This window comes from Pseudomonas sp. BN417, assembly GCF_029871205.1.
In the GTDB taxonomy this organism is placed as follows: domain Bacteria; phylum Pseudomonadota; class Gammaproteobacteria; order Pseudomonadales; family Pseudomonadaceae; genus Metapseudomonas.
On record NZ_SSOJ01000018.1, the window covers coordinates 1 to 16,788 of the forward strand.

Annotated in this window: 16 protein-coding genes; 8 read left to right on the forward strand and 8 right to left on the reverse strand. The window is 65.1% G+C overall.

All coding sequences use genetic code 11. From position 1 onward, the window contains the following. Positions 1-312 precede the first annotated feature (312 nt). Together E8F11_RS00555 and E8F11_RS00560 are read right to left on the reverse strand one after the other, a co-directional pair. The gene (locus tag E8F11_RS00555) at positions 313-681 is read right to left on the reverse strand and encodes a DUF5064 family protein (protein WP_280286855.1); all 369 of its coding nucleotides are present in this window, start codon (positions 679-681) and stop codon (positions 313-315) included. Between the two features lie 147 nt (positions 682-828). Beyond that, positions 829-1,146 (reverse strand): DUF2288 domain-containing protein, encoded by a 318-nt coding sequence (locus E8F11_RS00560; RefSeq protein WP_280286856.1) that lies wholly within the window; start codon positions 1,144-1,146, stop codon positions 829-831. Between the two features lie 303 nt (positions 1,147-1,449). Between E8F11_RS00560 and E8F11_RS00565 the strand changes: the two genes are divergently transcribed. The 6 genes from E8F11_RS00565 (at position 1,450) to E8F11_RS00590 (ending at position 8,218) form a co-directional block, all read left to right on the forward strand. Then, positions 1,450-2,571, forward strand: a complete 1,122-nt coding sequence (locus E8F11_RS00565) for a branched-chain amino acid ABC transporter substrate-binding protein (protein ID WP_280286857.1) — start codon at positions 1,450-1,452, stop codon at positions 2,569-2,571. 115 nt (positions 2,572-2,686) lie between these two features. Further along, on the forward strand, positions 2,687-3,610 hold the full coding sequence (gene livH, locus E8F11_RS00570) for a high-affinity branched-chain amino acid ABC transporter permease LivH (protein WP_280286858.1): 924 nt from the start codon (positions 2,687-2,689) through the stop codon (positions 3,608-3,610). Beyond that, complete coding sequence (locus E8F11_RS00575) at positions 3,607-4,863, forward strand: high-affinity branched-chain amino acid ABC transporter permease LivM (protein ID WP_280286860.1); 1,257 nt, start codon at positions 3,607-3,609, stop codon at positions 4,861-4,863. Before livH ends, E8F11_RS00575 begins: the two co-directional genes overlap by 4 nt. Then, positions 4,860-5,627, forward strand: coding sequence for a high-affinity branched-chain amino acid ABC transporter ATP-binding protein LivG (livG, locus tag E8F11_RS00580; protein ID WP_280286861.1), 768 nt, complete (start codon positions 4,860-4,862; stop codon positions 5,625-5,627). The genes E8F11_RS00575 and livG overlap by 4 nt, the downstream gene beginning before the upstream one ends. 3 nt (positions 5,628-5,630) lie before the next feature. Further along, on the forward strand, positions 5,631-6,332 hold the full coding sequence (locus tag E8F11_RS00585) for an ABC transporter ATP-binding protein (protein ID WP_280286862.1): 702 nt from the start codon (positions 5,631-5,633) through the stop codon (positions 6,330-6,332). Between the two features lie 272 nt (positions 6,333-6,604). After that, on the forward strand, positions 6,605-8,218 hold the full coding sequence (locus E8F11_RS00590; RefSeq protein WP_280286863.1) for an FMN-binding glutamate synthase family protein: 1,614 nt from the start codon (positions 6,605-6,607) through the stop codon (positions 8,216-8,218). Positions 8,219-8,338: 120 nt separating this feature from the next. Here E8F11_RS00590 and E8F11_RS00595 read toward each other — a convergent pair whose 3' ends face one another. The 6 genes from E8F11_RS00595 to E8F11_RS00620 form a co-directional block, all read right to left on the reverse strand. Further along, positions 8,339-9,121, reverse strand: coding sequence for an SDR family oxidoreductase (locus E8F11_RS00595; RefSeq protein WP_280286864.1), 783 nt, complete (start codon positions 9,119-9,121; stop codon positions 8,339-8,341). A gap of 81 nt (positions 9,122-9,202) precedes the next feature. After that, positions 9,203-10,258 (reverse strand): ABC transporter ATP-binding protein, encoded by a 1,056-nt coding sequence (locus E8F11_RS00600; protein WP_280286865.1) that lies wholly within the window; start codon positions 10,256-10,258, stop codon positions 9,203-9,205. A 13-nt stretch (positions 10,259-10,271) separates the two neighbouring features. After that, a complete protein-coding gene (locus E8F11_RS00605) occupies positions 10,272-11,117 on the reverse strand; it encodes an ABC transporter permease (RefSeq protein WP_280286866.1) in 846 nt (281 codons plus the stop codon). Next, complete coding sequence (locus tag E8F11_RS00610) at positions 11,114-12,022, reverse strand: ABC transporter permease (RefSeq protein ID WP_280286867.1); 909 nt, start codon at positions 12,020-12,022, stop codon at positions 11,114-11,116. The genes E8F11_RS00605 and E8F11_RS00610 overlap by 4 nt, the downstream gene beginning before the upstream one ends. Before the next feature lie 83 nt (positions 12,023-12,105). Beyond that, positions 12,106-13,209: an extracellular solute-binding protein gene (locus E8F11_RS00615; protein WP_190832866.1), complete on the reverse strand. Its 1,104-nt coding sequence runs from the start codon at positions 13,207-13,209 to the stop codon at positions 12,106-12,108. 441 nt (positions 13,210-13,650) lie between these two features. Further along, the gene (locus E8F11_RS00620) at positions 13,651-15,114 is read right to left on the reverse strand and encodes an aldehyde dehydrogenase family protein (protein WP_280286868.1); all 1,464 of its coding nucleotides are present in this window, start codon (positions 15,112-15,114) and stop codon (positions 13,651-13,653) included. A gap of 188 nt (positions 15,115-15,302) precedes the next feature. On the opposite strand from E8F11_RS00620, the gene E8F11_RS00625 reads away from it, so the two are divergent. Beyond that, the gene (locus E8F11_RS00625) at positions 15,303-16,190 is read left to right on the forward strand and encodes a LysR substrate-binding domain-containing protein (protein WP_280286869.1); all 888 of its coding nucleotides are present in this window, start codon (positions 15,303-15,305) and stop codon (positions 16,188-16,190) included. A gap of 259 nt (positions 16,191-16,449) precedes the next feature. After that, positions 16,450-16,731 (forward strand): peptidylprolyl isomerase, encoded by a 282-nt coding sequence (locus tag E8F11_RS00630; RefSeq protein ID WP_280286870.1) that lies wholly within the window; start codon positions 16,450-16,452, stop codon positions 16,729-16,731. The last annotated feature ends 57 nt before the right edge of the window (positions 16,732-16,788 follow it).

The following is a 16,788-nucleotide window of genomic DNA, read 5'->3' on the forward strand; positions in this document are numbered from 1 at the left end:
CCGGCGCAACGATGGAGCGAGGGAAGTTTGGCGAAGCCAAACCCGGATGCAGGGGCAAGCGTTCTTGGTTACTTCTTTGGCGTTTGAAAGAAGTGACTCGCCGGGAGGCGAAACAGAGATTCGAAGCCCGCTCGATAAGCAGCTTGGCTCAGGACGTTCTAGCAACACTTAATGCAGACATAGCCAATTCATTCGCTGAGGGTTGCGAAGCAGCCCCATTCGAGCTCCGTAGGGCAGACCTGCGGCCTGCTTAGCGAATGAATTCGCCCCCACAGGAGAAGCCCAAGCTGAGTGGCTCGGGCAGGTAAACGATCAGAGACCGTCCTTCTCCAGATGGTCTAGGTTCACCGCTTCGCCTGGCTTGGCGCCGAGTACGCGACGGATGTCCTCGAAGATCAGGTCGTACTCCTTGTGGTTTCGCATGATCAGCGTCTGGTTGGGATTCAGCCCGTTCTTCGCGGCGACCTTGGAGACCACGGCGGCGAAGTTGAACGCCGTGTCGCGGTGCATCTCGAATTCCTCCTCGAAATGCTTGCCGCCGATCTCGCCCACCATGCGGAAGTGCAGCATGGTCCCCTCCTTGGCGTCGGGGCGGGCCTGGTAATAAAGGTCGATGGAGAATTCCTGCTGCCCCGGAATTCCGGGCACATTGGCCCGATGTACATGGCCTGGCTCGAACATGATGGCGCTCCCTGTTGATGAACAACGTAAAAGAAGGTGGATTCAGTCTAGCTCGCCCCACCGCCTTTGCCGTTGCCCGGGATCAGTGCCAGCCCGGACCGGCGGCACGCAACTGGATCAGTTCCCTGGCGCTCTGGGGCGCCTCTTTCAATGCCGGGTCGGCGCTTCGTCCCGCTCCTGGATAAGCACCCAGGGCGCCACCACCACCGCCCAGAGTTTCGGGTCGCGGGCCAGCAGGTCCTGGGCGCGATCCTCCTCCACCTTGCCGAGCGTGCCGGCGGCCAGCAGGGCCGCGACCTGGGCCTTGTCGTCCTCGGCCACGGCCAGGGCCACGCCCACCAGGTCGGCGGCGCCGTCCACCCAGAGCAGGGCGCCACGGGCGAAGAAGGGCTGCAGCTCCTCCCAGGAAATTGCGGCGGTTTCGCCGAGCAGCTTGGCATAGAGGGTGCTAGCGTTATCGTTCATGGCCTGTTTCGTGTTGGTTGGTAACAAAGGGATTGGGGGGCGCAATGATAGCGTCGGTCAACATTCAGACAAGCCCGGCTCGACGACGCCTGCCACGCCCGAGACACGCCGTATTTCTGTACGTTTGTTTCGATTTAGCGACACAAGATCATTCCGCCATCAAAACCCGACTTTTCAAGCCGCAAACCGGCAATCTACACTGTTCCGGTACAGTTGCCGGGGGGTGTTGGCGGGGTGCAATTCCCTGTCCCGTAGCTTCGGCAAACAGGACAACAACAATGAAAAACACAAGAGTGGAGCACTATGAATAAGGCTACCAAGCAGATTTCCAAACTGTTCGCCGCCATGGCTCTCGCCGGTGTCGCCAGCTATTCCGTAGCGGCCGATACCATCAAGATCGCCCTGGCCGGCCCGGTGACCGGTGCGGTTGCCCAGTACGGCGAGATGCAGTTCATCGGCGCCAAGATGGCGATCGAGCAGATCAACAAGGCCGGCGGGGTGAACGGCGCTCAGCTCGAAGGCGTGGTCTACGACGACGCGTGCGACCCGAAACAGGCCGTTGCCGTAGCCAACAAGATCGTCAACGACGGTATTCACTACGTGGTTGGCCACCTCTGCTCCAGCTCCACCCAGCCCGCGTCCGACATCTATGAAGACGAAGGCATCCTGATGATCACCGCGGCTTCCACCAGCCCGGACATCACCTCCCGTGGCTACCAGCTGGTCTTCCGCACCATCGGCCTGGACAGCCTGCAAGGCCCGACCGCCGGCAACTTCATCGCTGACCACATCAAGCCGAAAAGCGTAGCGGTCATCCACGACAAGCAGCAGTACGGCGAAGGCATCGCCACTGCCGTGAAGCAGACCCTGGAAGGCAAGGGCGTCAAGGTGCCGCTGTTCGAAGGCATCAACGCCGGCGACAAGGACTTCTCCACCATCGTCGCCAAGATCAAACAGTCGGGCGTGGACTTCGTCTACTACGGCGGCTACCACCCGGAACTCGGCCTGCTGCTGCGCCAGTCGGCTGAGAAAGGCCTGAAAGTCCGCTTCATGGGCCCGGAAGGCGTGGGCAACAAAGAGCTCTCCGCCATCGCTGGCCCGGCTTCCGAAGGCCTGCTGGTAACCCTGCCGAAGTCCTTCGACCAGGATCCGAAGAACCAGGCCCTGGTAGACGCCTTCAAGGCCAAGAACGAAGACCCGAGCGGTCCGTTCGTGTTCCCGGCCTACGCCGCTGTGCAAGTCATCGCCGAAGGCATCAAGAAAGCCGGCGAAGACGACACCGCCAAGGTTGCTGCCGCCCTGCGCGCCAACAGCTTCCCCACCCCGACCGGCAACCTGGCCTTCGACGAGAAGGGCGATCTGAAGGACTTCAGCTTCGTGGTGTACGAGTGGCACAAGGACGGCACCAAGACCGAAGCTAAATAAGCTTCCCGCCTGAACGCAAAGCCCACTGCACACGCAGTGGGCTTTGTTTATCCGTGTTTTACGGGCTCCGCTGCGCCACAAGCGCCGCTTTTCGTGATGCCCGAGGAGTTAGGGAATGCCTGATCTCTACCACTATCTGCAACAGCTGGTTAACGGGCTGACCGTTGGCAGCACTTATGCCCTGATCGCCATCGGCTACACCATGGTCTACGGCATCATCGGCATGATCAACTTCGCCCACGGCGAGGTTTACATGCTTGGCTCGTACGTAGCCTTCATCGTAATCGCCGGGCTTACCATGCTCGGTCTGGAAAGCCTGCCGATCGTCATAGTCGCGGCCTTCGCCGCGAGCATCATCGTTGCAAGCGCGTACGGTTACAGCATCGAGCGGGTCGCCTATCGTCCCCTTCGCGGCAGCAACCGTCTGATCCCGCTGATCTCCGCGATCGGCATGTCGATCTTCCTGCAGAACGAAGTACTGCTGACCCAGGACTCCAAGGACAAGGCCATCCCCAACCTGATCCCGGGGAACTTCATCCTGGGTGAAAGCAGCATGAACGGCGTCGTGATCTCCTACATGCAGATCCTCATCTTCGTCGTCACCTTCCTGGTCATGTACGGCCTCACCCTGTTCATCTCCCGCTCGCGCCTGGGCCGTGCCTGCCGCGCCTGCGCCGAAGATATCCGGATGGCGAACCTGCTGGGCATCAACACCAACAACATCATCGCCCTGACCTTCGTCATCGGCGCCACCCTGGCCGCCGTGGCCGCGGTGCTGCTGGGCATGCAATACGGCGTGATCAACCCGCATATCGGCTTCCTCGCCGGTATCAAGGCCTTCACCGCGGCCGTGCTCGGCGGCATCGGCAGCATTCCGGGCGCCATGCTCGGCGGCCTGGTGCTGGGCGTGGCCGAAGCCATCGGCGCCGACGTCTTCGGCGACCAGTACAAGGACGTCGTGGCCTTCAGCCTGCTGGTTCTGGTCCTGTTGTTCCGGCCGACCGGCATCCTTGGCCGTCCGGAGGTGGAGAAGGTATGAACACTCGACTCAAAACGGCGTTCTTCAGCGCCCTCCTGGTGCTGGCCGTCGCCTACCCCGTGCTCGGCCTGAAACTCAGCGTGGTTGGCGTAGGCCTGGTGGTCACCGGCGCCAACACCCCCACGCTGCTGGCCATCGCAGCCTGCGCCGTGGCCATGTTCATCTGGCAGATGTTCCGTGAGCAGGTCAGCAGTGCCTGGGCCGGTGCGCCCAAGGTGCCGCACCTGTCGAGCAAGACCAGCCACTTCCTCACCCTGCCCTCGACTCAGCGCTGGGCCGTGATGGGGCTGATCGTGGTCGCCCTGGTCTGGCCGTTCTTCGGCTCGCGTGGGGCGGTGGACATCGCCACCCTGATCCTGATCTACGTGCTGCTCGGCCTCGGCCTGAACATCGTGGTCGGCCTGGCGGGCCTGCTGGACCTGGGTTACGTCGGCTTCTACGCCGTCGGCGCCTACAGCTACGCCTTGCTCTCGCACTACTACGGCCTGGGTTTCTGGATCTGCCTGCCGATCGCCGGCCTGATGGCGGCCTTCTTCGGCTTCATCCTCGGCTTCCCGGTGCTGCGCCTGCGCGGTGACTACCTGGCCATCGTGACCCTGGGCTTCGGCGAGATCATCCGCATCCTGCTGCGCAACCTCACCTGGCTCACCGGCGGCCCCAACGGCATCAGCAACATCGACAAGCCGACCCTGTTCGGACTGACCTTCGAGCGCCGCGCCGAAGAAGGCATGCAGACCTTCCACGAGTACTTCGGCATCGCCTACAACTCGGTGAACAAGGTGGTCTTCCTCTACCTGGTCGCCCTGTTGCTGGCCCTGCTCGCCCTGTTCGTGATCAACCGCCTGCTGCGCATGCCGCTGGGTCGCGCCTGGGAAGCCCTGCGCGAAGACGAGATCGCCTGCCGCGCCCTGGGCCTCAACCCGACCATCATCAAGCTCTCCGCCTTCACCCTGGGCGCCTGCTTCGCGGGTTTTGCCGGCAGCTTCTTCGCCGCGCGCCAGGGCCTGGTGACGCCCGAGTCCTTCACCTTCATCGAGTCGGCGACCATTCTCGCCATCGTCGTGCTGGGTGGCCTGGGCTCGCAGCTGGGCGTGATCCTCGCCGCGGTGGTGATGATCCTGCTGCCCGAACTCATGCGTGAGTTCAGCGAGTACCGCATGCTGATGTTCGGCGCCCTGATGGTGCTGATGATGATCTGGCGTCCGCAGGGCCTGATGCCGATGCAACGTCCCCACCTGGAGCTGAAACAATGAGCCGCGCGATCCTCGAAGTAAGCGGTCTCTCCATGCGCTTCGGCGGCCTGCTGGCCGTCAACGGGGTGGGGCTGACCGTGCATGAAAAGCAAGTGGTCTCCATGATCGGCCCGAACGGCGCCGGCAAGACCACCGTGTTCAACTGCCTGACCGGCTTCTACCAGCCGACTTCGGGCAGCATCCGCCTGGATGGCGAGCAGATCGAGGCCCTGCCCGGCCACAAGATCGCTCACCGCGGCGTGGTCCGGACCTTCCAGAACGTCCGTCTGTTCAAGGAAATGACTGCGGTGGAAAACCTGCTGGTCGCCCAGCATCGCCACCTCAATACCAACTTCCTCGCCGGCCTGCTGAAGACCCCGGGCTTCCGCAAGAGTGAACGCGAGGCCATGGAATACGCCGCCCACTGGCTGGAGAAGGTCAACCTCTCCGACTTCGCCAACCGTCCCGCCGGCACCCTGGCCTATGGTCAGCAGCGTCGCCTGGAGATCGCCCGCTGCATGATGACGCGCCCGCGCATCCTCATGCTCGACGAGCCGGCCGCCGGCCTCAACCCGCGTGAGACCGACGACCTCAAGGCGCTGATCGCCATGCTGCGCAACGAGCACAACGTGACCGTGCTGCTGATCGAACACGACATGAAGCTGGTGATGAGCATTTCCGACCACATCTATGTGATCAACCAGGGCACTCCCCTGGCCGACGGCACGCCGGAGCAGATCCGCAGCAACCCCGACGTGATCAAAGCCTATCTGGGGGAGGCCTGAGCCATGCTTAGTTTCGACAAGGTTTCCACCTTCTACGGCAAGATCCAGGCGCTGCACGGCGTCAGCATGGAAGTCAAGAAAGGCGAGATCGTCACCCTCATCGGTGCCAACGGCGCCGGCAAGTCGACCCTGCTGATGACCCTCTGCGGCTCGCCGCGGGCGGCCAGCGGCAGCATTCGCTATGAGGGTGACGAGCTGGTGGGCCAGGAGTCCTGCGACATCATGCGCAAGAGCATCGCCGTCGTGCCGGAAGGCCGTCGCGTGTTCTCCCGCCTGACCGTCGAAGAGAACCTGGCCATGGGCGGTTTCTTCACCGACAAGGGCGACTACCAGGAGCAGATGGACAAGGTGCTGCACCTGTTCCCCCGCCTGAAGGAGCGTTTCGAGCAGCGCGCCGGCACCATGTCCGGCGGCGAACAGCAGATGCTCGCCATCGGCCGCGCGCTGATGAGCAAGCCCAAGCTGCTGCTGCTCGACGAACCGTCCCTGGGTCTCGCGCCCATCATCATCCAGCAGATCTTCGACATCATCGAACAGCTGCGCAGGGACGGCGTGACCGTGTTCCTGGTGGAGCAGAACGCCAACCAGGCGCTCAAGCTGGCCGACCGCGGCTACGTGCTGGAGAACGGACGGATCGTCATGCAAGGCACCGGCGACGACCTGCTCAACGACCCGAAGGTGCGTGACGCCTACCTCGGCGGCTAAGCGCCCCGCTCCAAAAGAAACGGCCCTCGCGGGCCGTTTTTTTTGGTTCCCTGTGGGATGGGTCGGGCCCTTTCGTAGGATGGGTCGGGCGGCGTTCCGCGAGCTTGCGATACCCATCGACCATCGCTGATGGGTATCGCTTCGCTCCACGCCATCCTACGTAACCGTCGCTCGAACTGGGCCAGCTCCTACAGCCCGGTCTTGAGCCATCGCAAGGCAATTCCTGCGTACAGGCACTACCCTATGCCGGTACCTGCAAACAAGGAGTCCGCATGAGCCTTTCACTGTTGAGCCGCTACGCCTTCTTCGCCTTCTGCGTGCTGTTCACCCTCTTCAGCCTGCCCTTCACCGGTCACGACTGGATCTGGCCCTTTACCCTGCTCACCGGAGCGCTGAGCCTGCTGGGTCTCTTCGACCTGCTGCAGGAGCCTCACGCGGTGCGGCGGAACTACCCCATACTCGGCAACATCCGCTACCTGGTGGAAGGCATCCGCCCGGAGATCCGCCAGTACCTGCTGGAGGCCGACGACGACCGCCTGCCCTTCTCCCGCGCCCAGCGCTCGCTGGTCTACGCACGGGCCAAGAACGAGGGCGGCGACAAGCCCTTCGGCACCCTGATCGACGTCTACAGGGCCGGCTACGAATTCATCGGCCACTCCATGCGCCCGGCGCCGCTCAGCGACCCGTGCAGCTTCCGCGTGGTGGTGGGCGGACCGCAGTGCACCCAGCCCTACTCGGCCTCGGTGTTCAACGTCTCGGCCATGAGCTTCGGCTCCCTCAGCGCCAACGCCATCCGCGCGCTGAACCGCGGCGCCAAGCTCGGCAACTTCTATCACGACACCGGCGAAGGCAGCATCAGCCCCTACCACCGCGAAAACGGCGGCGACCTGGTCTGGGAACTGGGCAGCGGCTACTTCGGCTGCCGCACCAGCGACGGCCAGTTCGACCCGGAGCGCTTCGCCACCCAGGCGCGCAGCCCGCAGATGCGGATGATCGAAATCAAGCTCAGCCAGGGCGCCAAGCCCGGGCACGGCGGCATCCTGCCCAAGCACAAGGTCACCGAGGAAATCTCCCTCACCCGTGGCGTGCCCATGGGCGAGGACTGCATCTCCCCTTCTCGCCACAGCGCTTTCTCCACGCCCATCGAGATGCTGCAGTTCATCGCCAGGCTGCGTACGCTTTCCGGCGGCAAGCCGGTGGGCTTCAAATTCTGCCTGGGCCACCCCTGGGAGTTCATGGGCATCGCCAAGGCCATGCTGGAAACCGGCATCCTCCCCGACTTCATAGTCATCGACGGCAAGGAAGGCGGCACCGGTGCGGCGCCGCTGGAGTTCACCGACCATATCGGCGTGCCCCTGCGCGAAGGCCTGCTGTTCGTGCACAACACCCTGGTAGGCCTGAACCTGCGGGACAAGATCAAGCTCGGCGCCAGCGGCAAGATCATCAGCGCCTTCGACATCGCCAGCGTGCTGGCCATCGGCGCCGACTGGGCCAACTCCGCGCGCGGTTTCATGTTCGCCATCGGCTGCATCCAGTCCCAGTCGTGCCACACCAACAAGTGCCCGACCGGTGTCGCCACCCAGGACAAACTGCGCCAGCGCGCCTTGGTAGTGCCGGACAAGGCCCAACGGGTGCAGATGTTCCACCGCAACACCCTCAAGGCGCTGGCGGAAATGCTCGCCGCCGCCGGCCTCGAGCATCCCAACCAGCTGGAACCCCGGCACGTGGTGAGGCGCGTCTCGGACAAGGAAATCCGCCTGTTCTCGCAGATCCACGTCTTCCTCAAGCCGGGGGATCTGCTCAAGGACAAGATCGAGGCGGACTTCTACGAGCGCATGTGGGCAATGGCGCGGGCGGACAGCTTCGAGCCGTCGTGCGCGTGGTGAACCCTTAGGGGCCGCTGCGCGGCCCTTCGCGATTGAAATCGCCCCCACAGGAGCCGCACGAACCGCTCTTGTGGGGGCGAATTCATTCGCGAAGCAGCCCGCAGGGCTGCCCTACCGAATTCAGCCCTTTAACACCCCACCATCCACCGGAATCAGCGCCCCGGTAACGTAGCTCGCCAGCGGGCTGGCCAGGAAGGCCGCCACCGCGCCGAACTCCTCGGTCGCGCCGTAGCGCCCCACCGGAATCGCCGCCTGCTCCTTGGCCATCAGGCTCGCCACCGGCGTGCCGCTGCGTTCGGCGGCGCGCAGCGTCAGGGTTTCGGTGCGCTCGGTCCAGAAGGAGCCGGGCATCAGGGTATTCACCGTCACCCCGTCGGCGGCCACTTCGGCCGAGAGCGTCTTGGCCCAGTTGGCCAGGGCCGCGCGCAGGGCGCTGGAAAGCACCAGGCCGGGGATCGGCTCCACCACGCTGGTGGACGAAATCATCAGGATGCGGCCGAAGCGGCGCTGGCGCATGCCGGGCAGGAAGGCATTGGTCAGGGCCATGGTGCCGAGCAGCATGGCGTCCAGCTGGCGGTGCCAGAGCTGTGGGTCGAAGTCCACCGCGTTGATCGGCGGCGGCCCACCATTGTTCGCGACCAGAATGTCCGGCGCGCCGATTGCCGCGACCACCTGCTCGATGACCATGTCCACCGCGCCCAGGTCGCTCAGGTCCACCGCCACCGCCTGGGCCTCGCCGCCCTCGCGGCGAATGCGCTCCACCGCCAGATCCAGCTTCGACAGGTTGCGCGCCAGCAGGCAGACCCGCACACCTTCCCTGGCCAAGGCTTCGGCCACGCCGAAACCCAACCCGGAGCTGCCGCCGCACACCAGGGCACTGCGGTTTTCAAGTTGAAGGTCCATGATCAGCACTCCATTTCCATGTTCACCCGCCAGTGTGCGCCTGGCGGGAGAGAAGGCCAATGTGCAATCGGCCCGTCATCGTCACGCCGAGAGCACCCGGCAGGCATGTTCCGGAATGGTCACCGACACCGGGTTGCCGATGGCCAGGCCGATGTCCTGGCTGGGCGTGGTCAGCGCGGTGAGGGAAACGCCTGAGCACTCCACCGTGGTCTCGATGGTGGCGCCGATATCCCGCACGAAGGTCACCGTGCCCGGCACGCTGTTGGCGCCGCCGGCCTGGGGCGCGGACAGCTGCAGGTCCTCCGGACGCACCAGCAGCTTGATCGGCTTGCCGGCCTGGATGCTGGAGCAGATCGGCGCCTGGATCGCCGCGCCGCCGGGCAGGCCCACACGGCCACTGCCCAGGGCGGTGGCCGGGAAGATATTGCCGGTGCCGATGAAGTCGGCGACGAACTCGTTGGCCGGATTGCGGTAGATCTCGATCGGCGTGCCAACCTGCTGCACCCGGTGCTCGCCCAGCACCACCACTATGTCGGCCATGGTCATGGCCTCGCGCTGGTCATGGGTGACCATGATGGTGGTGATGTTCAGGCGCTGCTGCAGCTGGCGGATCTCGATCTGCATCGACTCGCGCAGCTTGGCATCCAGCGCCGACAGTGGCTCGTCCAGCAACAGCAGCTTGGGGTGCGAGGCGATGGCGCGGGCAATGGCCACGCGCTGGCGCTGGCCACCGGAAAGCCGTGACACCGGCCGGTCGACCATTTCCTGCAGCTGGATCAGCTGCAGCAGCTCGGCCACCCGCGCCTGCTGCTCGGCCTTGCCCACGTTACGCAGGCGCAACGGATAGGCGATGTTCTCGCCCACTGTCATGTGCGGGAACAGCGCCAGCGACTGGAACACCATGCCGAAGTTGCGCTGGTGCGCCGGGGTGTAGCTGATGTTCTTGCCATCCAGGAGGATCTGCCCGGAGCTCAGGCTCTCCAGGCCGGCGATCATCCGCAGCAGGGTGGTCTTGCCGCAGCCCGAAGGGCCGAGGAAGCACACCAGCTTGCCCTCCGGCAGATGCAGGTTGACGTCCGTCACGGCGCAGATGGAGCCGTAGCGTTTTTCGACATTTTGCAGAATCAGTCCAGACATGCTTCACCTCGAATCAGAAGGACACGCCGCCATCGCCCACCAGCTTCTCCAGCGCCCAGATCAGGGCGAAGTCGATCAGCACGATCAGCACGGCAAAGGAAAATACGGTGGGATCGAGGGACGACACGGTGCGGCTGTACATCCAGATCGGCACGGTCATCACATCGATGTTGTAGAGGAAGTAGGTAACGGTGAACTCGTTGAACGAGACGATGAAAGCCAGCAGCATCCCGGCCAGGATGCCCGAGCGCATCAGCGGCACCACCACATCCAGGATCGCCCTCGTCGGCGAAGCGCCGAGCATCTGCGCGGCCTCCTCCACCTCGGTGCCGATGGACACCATGGCCGCCGTGCAGTTCTTCACCACGAAGGGCAGCGCCAGGATCACGTGGGCGATCACCAGGCGCGAGGTGTCCATGTGGAACGGCAGGCTGTCGAACACCAGCAACAGCGCCAGGCCCAGCACCACCATGGGAAACACCAGCGGCAGCGACATCAGTTGCAGCGCCACCGCCTTGCCCCGGAACTCGCAACGGGTCAGCGCGTAGGACGCCGGCACCGCCACCAGGGTGGCCAGCACCATGGTCAGGCAGGACACCAGCAGGCTAGTGCCCAGCGCCTGGCCCAGGCTCAGCACATCGCTGGCGTCCGGCGAGACGAAGGTGCGCCAGGCCGCCTCGTACCACTGCAGGCTGAAGCTCGACGGCGGGAAATCGAGGTTCGATGCACCGCTGAAGGACATCACGATCATGGTCAGGATCGGCAGCACCGCCAGCAGCAGGATCACCCCGGAGAGGATCATCGCGAAGCGGCCGGTTTCCCCTGGCAGGGCCGCGTGGGAACGGAACGGATTGCTCATTGCGAAGCCTCCAGCATGCGGCGGCGACGGCCGGTGACGTATTCGGAGAAGGCCATGATCGCCAGGGTGGTGACGATCAGCACCACGCCGGCGGCGGAAGCCGCGGGCCAGTTCATCAGCGGGGCGATCTGGTCATGCACCATCACCGCCAGCATCGGCACGCGCCGGCCACCGAGCAGCAGCGGCACCACGAAGCTGCTGGCGTTGTAGGCGAACACCAGGGTCGCGCCGGTGAAGATGCCCGGCAGGCTCATCGGCAGCACCACCTGGCGGAACACCTGCAAGCGGCTGGCGCCCAGGGTGGCGGCGGCTTCTTCATAGGTGCGCGCCACGCCGCGCATGGCACTGGCGATCGGCAGCACCGCCAGGGGGAAGGCCGTCTGCACCAGGCCCATCAGCACGCCGGTCTGGTTGTAGAGCAGCATCACCGGCCGGTCGATCAGCCCCAGCCCCATCAGGGCCTGGTTGAGCATGCCCGCAGGACCGAGGATCACCAGCCAGCCATAGCTTTGCAGCAGCAGGTTGACCAACAGCGGCAACAGCACGGCGGCCAGGAACACCCGGCGCAGGAAGGGCGACTGCAGGCGTGACATGCAATACCCCACCGGGATCGCCAGGGCCACTGCGATCAGCGCGCTGAAGAAGGCCAGGCGCAAGGTCAGCAGCAGGGATTTCAGGTAATAGGGCTCGGCCAGTTGGGCATAGCTGGCCAGGCTGAAGCCGCTCCACTCGGCGCCCTTCTCGCCGATGCTCATGCGCAGCACCAGCAGGCTGGCGGCCACCAGCACGGCGAGGAAAAGCATCGACGGGGTGAGGAAGAGCCAGGCGCGCGCGGTGGGGGACACCGCCCGGGCCGGGCGCAGGGGCGCCTCGCCGACCGGCTGGGTCAGATCAATGTGTTCCATATCGCTCGTCTCGTCAGAACAGGGAAACCACGCGCCGGACGGCCAACCGCCCGGCGCGAATCACGGCAAGCGCCGTGGCTGCATCAGGAAGAGAAGATTTCCGTGTAGCGGCGAATCCACTGGTCGTGGACCGTGGCGAGGAAGGCGTTGTCGTGCATGATCGCCTTCTCCGCGATCTGCTCCGGCGTGAGGATGAAGGGGCTCTTGCGCGCCTCGGCGGAGATGATCGCCTTGGCGTTGACCGGACCGTTGAAGATGTCTTCGGCCATCTTGCCCTGCACCAGCGGGTCCAGCGAATGGTCGAGGAAGGCGTAGGCCAGGTCGGTGTCGCCCGGACGGTGCTTGGGCATGACCGAGAGCATCAGGTCGGTGTAGAAGCCTTCCTTCATGCCGAAGGTGGCGCCCAGGCTGTAGGCGGGGTCGCGGATCTGCTTGGGGAAGAACGCCGGGGCGTAGAGGCCGCCCATGTCCAGCGAATTGGTGCGGAACAGCTCGGCGATCTGGTTGGGGTTTTCCCCCAGGGTCATCACGCGGTCCTTCAGCTCTTCCAGCTTCTTGAAGCCCGGCTCGATGTTGTGAATGTCACCACCGGCCAGCTTGGCGGCGATGATGATCAGGTCCATGGCCTCGGTCCAGTTCGGCGGCGGCAGGAACAGGCGGCCTTCGTAGGCCGGGTCCCAGAGCGCAGCGTAGCTGTCCGGCACGTCCTTCACGGTGCGGGTGTTGTAGACCAGGCTGTTGCACCACAGCAGGTAGCCGATGCCGTGGCCGTTGGCGCCGGTCTGGTACTGGGCAGGGACGTCCTTGAGGTTGGGAATGCGGTTGAGGTCGGGCTTTTCCAACAGGCCGGCACTGGCCAGGCCTTCGGCGCCCACCCCGGCGAGGGTGATGATGTCGTACTGCGGGCGGTCACCACCGGCCTTCAGCTTGGCGACCATTTCCGAGGTGCTGCCGGTGCGGTCGGCAATCACCTTGGCGCCGGTCTTGGCCTCGAAGGTGGCCGCGATATTGCGCAACGCCGCCAGCCCGGTGTCGTCCGACCAGGTCAGCAGGCGCAGGGTCTTGCCCTGGAACCGCGTATCACTGGCGCTGGCCCGGATGAAGGGCATCGACAGGGTGGCGGCCGCCACCGAAGCGACGCCGACCGTCTTGATGAAATTTCTTCTGCTCAGATCATGCTCGCCCATTGAGGACTCCTCTTGTTCTTGTATGGAGCTGCGGCAGCGAAGTGCCCGGCGCGGTCATCCTGCGGCGCACCGGGGGGAGCAACAATCGAAAATTCGTCATTGGAGCCATGTCTTCAGCGCATGGCTTGAACCCAGGCATGACAAAGCCGCCAGAAGGCGGCCTTGTCGGGTTCATGCTGTTTTTTGTGGGGCGAATTCATTCGCCAAGGGACTCGCAGCGGCCCCAATGCTCCGTCGGGCAGGCCTGCGGCCTGCTTGGCGATTAAAATCGCCCCCACATGGTGGATCGGTGAAGCATCAGCGCTCTTTGTGGGGGCGAATTCATTCGCTAAGGGGCGCACAGCGGCCCCAATGCTCCGTCGGGCAGGCCTACGGCCTGCTTAGCGATTGAAATCGCCCCCACAGGTGAAGCACCTCCCGTACCAGCCCCCGCTTGTGCCGTCAGACCGCCCTTACCACATGCTTGATCTCCTGGAAGGCCGAGAGCCCCCAGGGACCGAGCTCACGGCCGATGCTGCTCTTCTTGTAACCACCCCAGGAGGTCTGCGGGAAGATCACCTGCGGCGAGTTGATCCACACCATGCCGGCCTGCAGGGCATTGGCCACGCGCTCGGCGGCATCAAGGTTGCGGCTCACCACGCTGGCCACCAGGCCGAACTCGCTGTCGTTGGCCAGTTCGATGGCCTCTGCCTCGCTGGCGAAGCTGCGTACGCAGAGCACCGGCCCAAAGATTTCCTCGTTCCACAGGGCACTGTCCGTGGGCACATCCGCGAACACCGTCGGCTGGAGGAAATAACCCCGCTCCAGCTCCGCCGGACGCTCGCCACCACACACCAGGCGCGCGCCCTGGGCCAGGCCACGGTCGATATGGCCACGCACCCGCTGGTACTGCGCCTGGTTCACCAGGGCGCCCATCTCCACGCCTTCGACGAAGGGGTCACCCACGCGGATGGCCGCGGCACGGGCCTGCACACGCGCCAGGAAGTCCGCCACCAGCGGCGCTGCCACCAGCACGCGGCTGGTGGCGGAGCACATCTGCCCGGCGTTGAAGAACGCGCCACCGCAGGCCAGTTCCACGGCCAGCTCCAGGTCGGCATCCTCCAGCACCAGCAGCGACGACTTGCCGCCCAGCTCCAGGCTCACGCCCTTCACGGTTTCCGCCGCGCGCTGCATCACCTGCACCCCCACCGCGTTGCTGCCGGTAAAGGACATCTTCGCCACCTTGGGGTGGGCCGACAGCGGCGCACCCACCGCCAGACCGGTGCCGCACACCAGGTTGAACACGCCGGCCGGCAGGCCGCTGTCGTGGATGATGCGGGCCAGTTCCAGCTCCGGCAGCGGGGTCACCTCGGACGGTTTGAGCACCACGGCGCAGCCGGCGGCCAGGGCCGGCGCGAGTTTCCAGGCGGTGGTCACCATGGGGAAGTTCCACGGCACGATCAGCCCCACCACACCGCAGGGCTCGCGGCGCAGGCGTGCGGCGAAGTCCTCGCTGGGCAGCTCCACCGGCCGGTCCTGCTGGGCGTCCAGGCCTTCGGCGAGGCCCGCGTAGTACTCGAAGGTGCCGATCACGTCGTCCACATCGATGGCCGCCTCGAACAGCGGCTTGCCGTTGTTGGCCGACTGCAGCTGGATCAGCGTCTCGCGGCGCTGGCGCACACCCTCGGCAATGCGGCGCAGGCAGGCGCCACGTTCGGCACCGCTGCTGCGGGCCCAGGCCGGGAAGGCGACACTGGCGGCCTGCACGGCCTGGTCGACGCGGGCGGCATCACCGCTGCCGACAGTCGCCAGTTGGGCCTCGGTGGCGGGATTGATCACCGCAAGCTCGGCGCCGCCGGCCAGCCACTGGCCGCCGATGTATACGCCTGCGAGGGTTTCGGTGAAGGTCGGGAGCATGTTCTGCATTGCGTGATTCCGTAGATTCAGGGCGGCCGAACCTGCAGTCGGCGCGGATGACGATGGAGCACCCTGCCGCTCGATGCGCGGCAGCAAGAGCCGGGGCAGGTAGGATGCGCAATTGGACCCGCCGGGCGGCGACCATGACAAGGCAAAAATCGTCATACTTGCCATGTCCTCACGTCATGGCTGCCCTGATGAAACGCCTCCCGCCCTTGCCTGCGTTGCACACCTTCCTGGTCACCGCCCAATGCTGCAACTTCACCCGCGCCGCCGAGCTGCTGCACCTCACCCAGGGCGCCGTGAGCCGGCAGATCGCCGGGCTGGAAAGCCACCTAGGCTACCCGCTGTTCCAGCGCCAGGCGCGGGGCCTCAGCCTCACCGCCCAGGGCCGCGAGCTGCTGCCGCGCATCCAGCATGTCTTCACCCTGATCGATGAGGCCGTCGAACAGGTGGGTGCAAAGCGCGAAGCGCTGCAACTCAAGGCCCCCACCTGCGTGATGCGCTGGCTCCTGCCGCGGCTGATGCAATGGCAGGCCGAACGCCCGGACGTACCGGTGGAACTCACCACCACCGTGCAATACGGCGTGGATTTTCGCCGCGAAGAGTTCGACGCTGCGGTGATCTACGGCACCCAGCCCGGCAGTGCCCAGGTCGCCCACCACCTGTTCGATGAGCAGCTCACCCCCGTGTGCTCCCAGCAGTTGATGACCGGCCCCGTGCCGCTGACCAGCACCGTCGACCTGGCCCGGCACACCCTGCTGCACCCCACCCGCGACGAACAGGACTGGAAAACCTGGCTCCTGGCCGCCGGCGTCACCCTCGGCAAGCTTGGCAGCGGGCACCACTTCGACACCCTCGACCTCGCCCTTTCCGTCGCTGCCCAGGGCAATGGCGTGGCCCTGGGCGACTGGGCGCTGATCGGCGAAGACCTCGCCACCGGCCGCCTGGTGGCGCCCTTCGACCTCAAGGTGCCCACTGGCGGCGCCTACTTCCTCGTCTACCCGGAGCGCCCCGCACCCAGCCCGCAACTGCGCGAACTGGTGGACTGGCTGATAGCCCAGACCCACACCGGGCAAATGTAACCATCCGCTGCCCCGAGCATGGCGAACTCGCCGAACGTCTCCACGCCCAGGTCCGCCACTTCAACCTGGGCCGTTCCTAACCCGGCGCCAGACCCTAGGGTCGGGGCGAGACGGATGCAGGGGCGACTTCATTCGCCAACCGGTCCGCAAGGCCGGCCGACAATCCCCCCCACACACACCTCCCACCAGACAAATAGCCTTGAATCACCCACCGATTCCGCTAGGCTCAGCAACCTCAATTGAAAGGAGTTACCCCACCATGGCCCGAGCCACTGCCCGCCACATCCTGGTTGCCACCGAAGCCAAGTGCAACGAACTCAAAGCCGCCATCGAAGCCGGCGCCGATTTCGCTGAAATCGCCAAACAACACTCCACCTGCCCCTCCAGCCGCGACGGCGGCAACCTCGGCTCCTTCGGCCGCGGCCAGATGGTCAAGGAATTCGACGCCGTCGTTTTCAGCGCCCCGCTGAACGTCGTGCAAGGCCCGGTGAAAACCCAGTTCGGCTACCACCTGCTGGAAGTCACCAGCCGCCAGGACTGATAGTCCCAAGGCGCCGCCGCCCGGCGGCGCCTGCTTCCTCCCCCGCTCTGCCCCGCC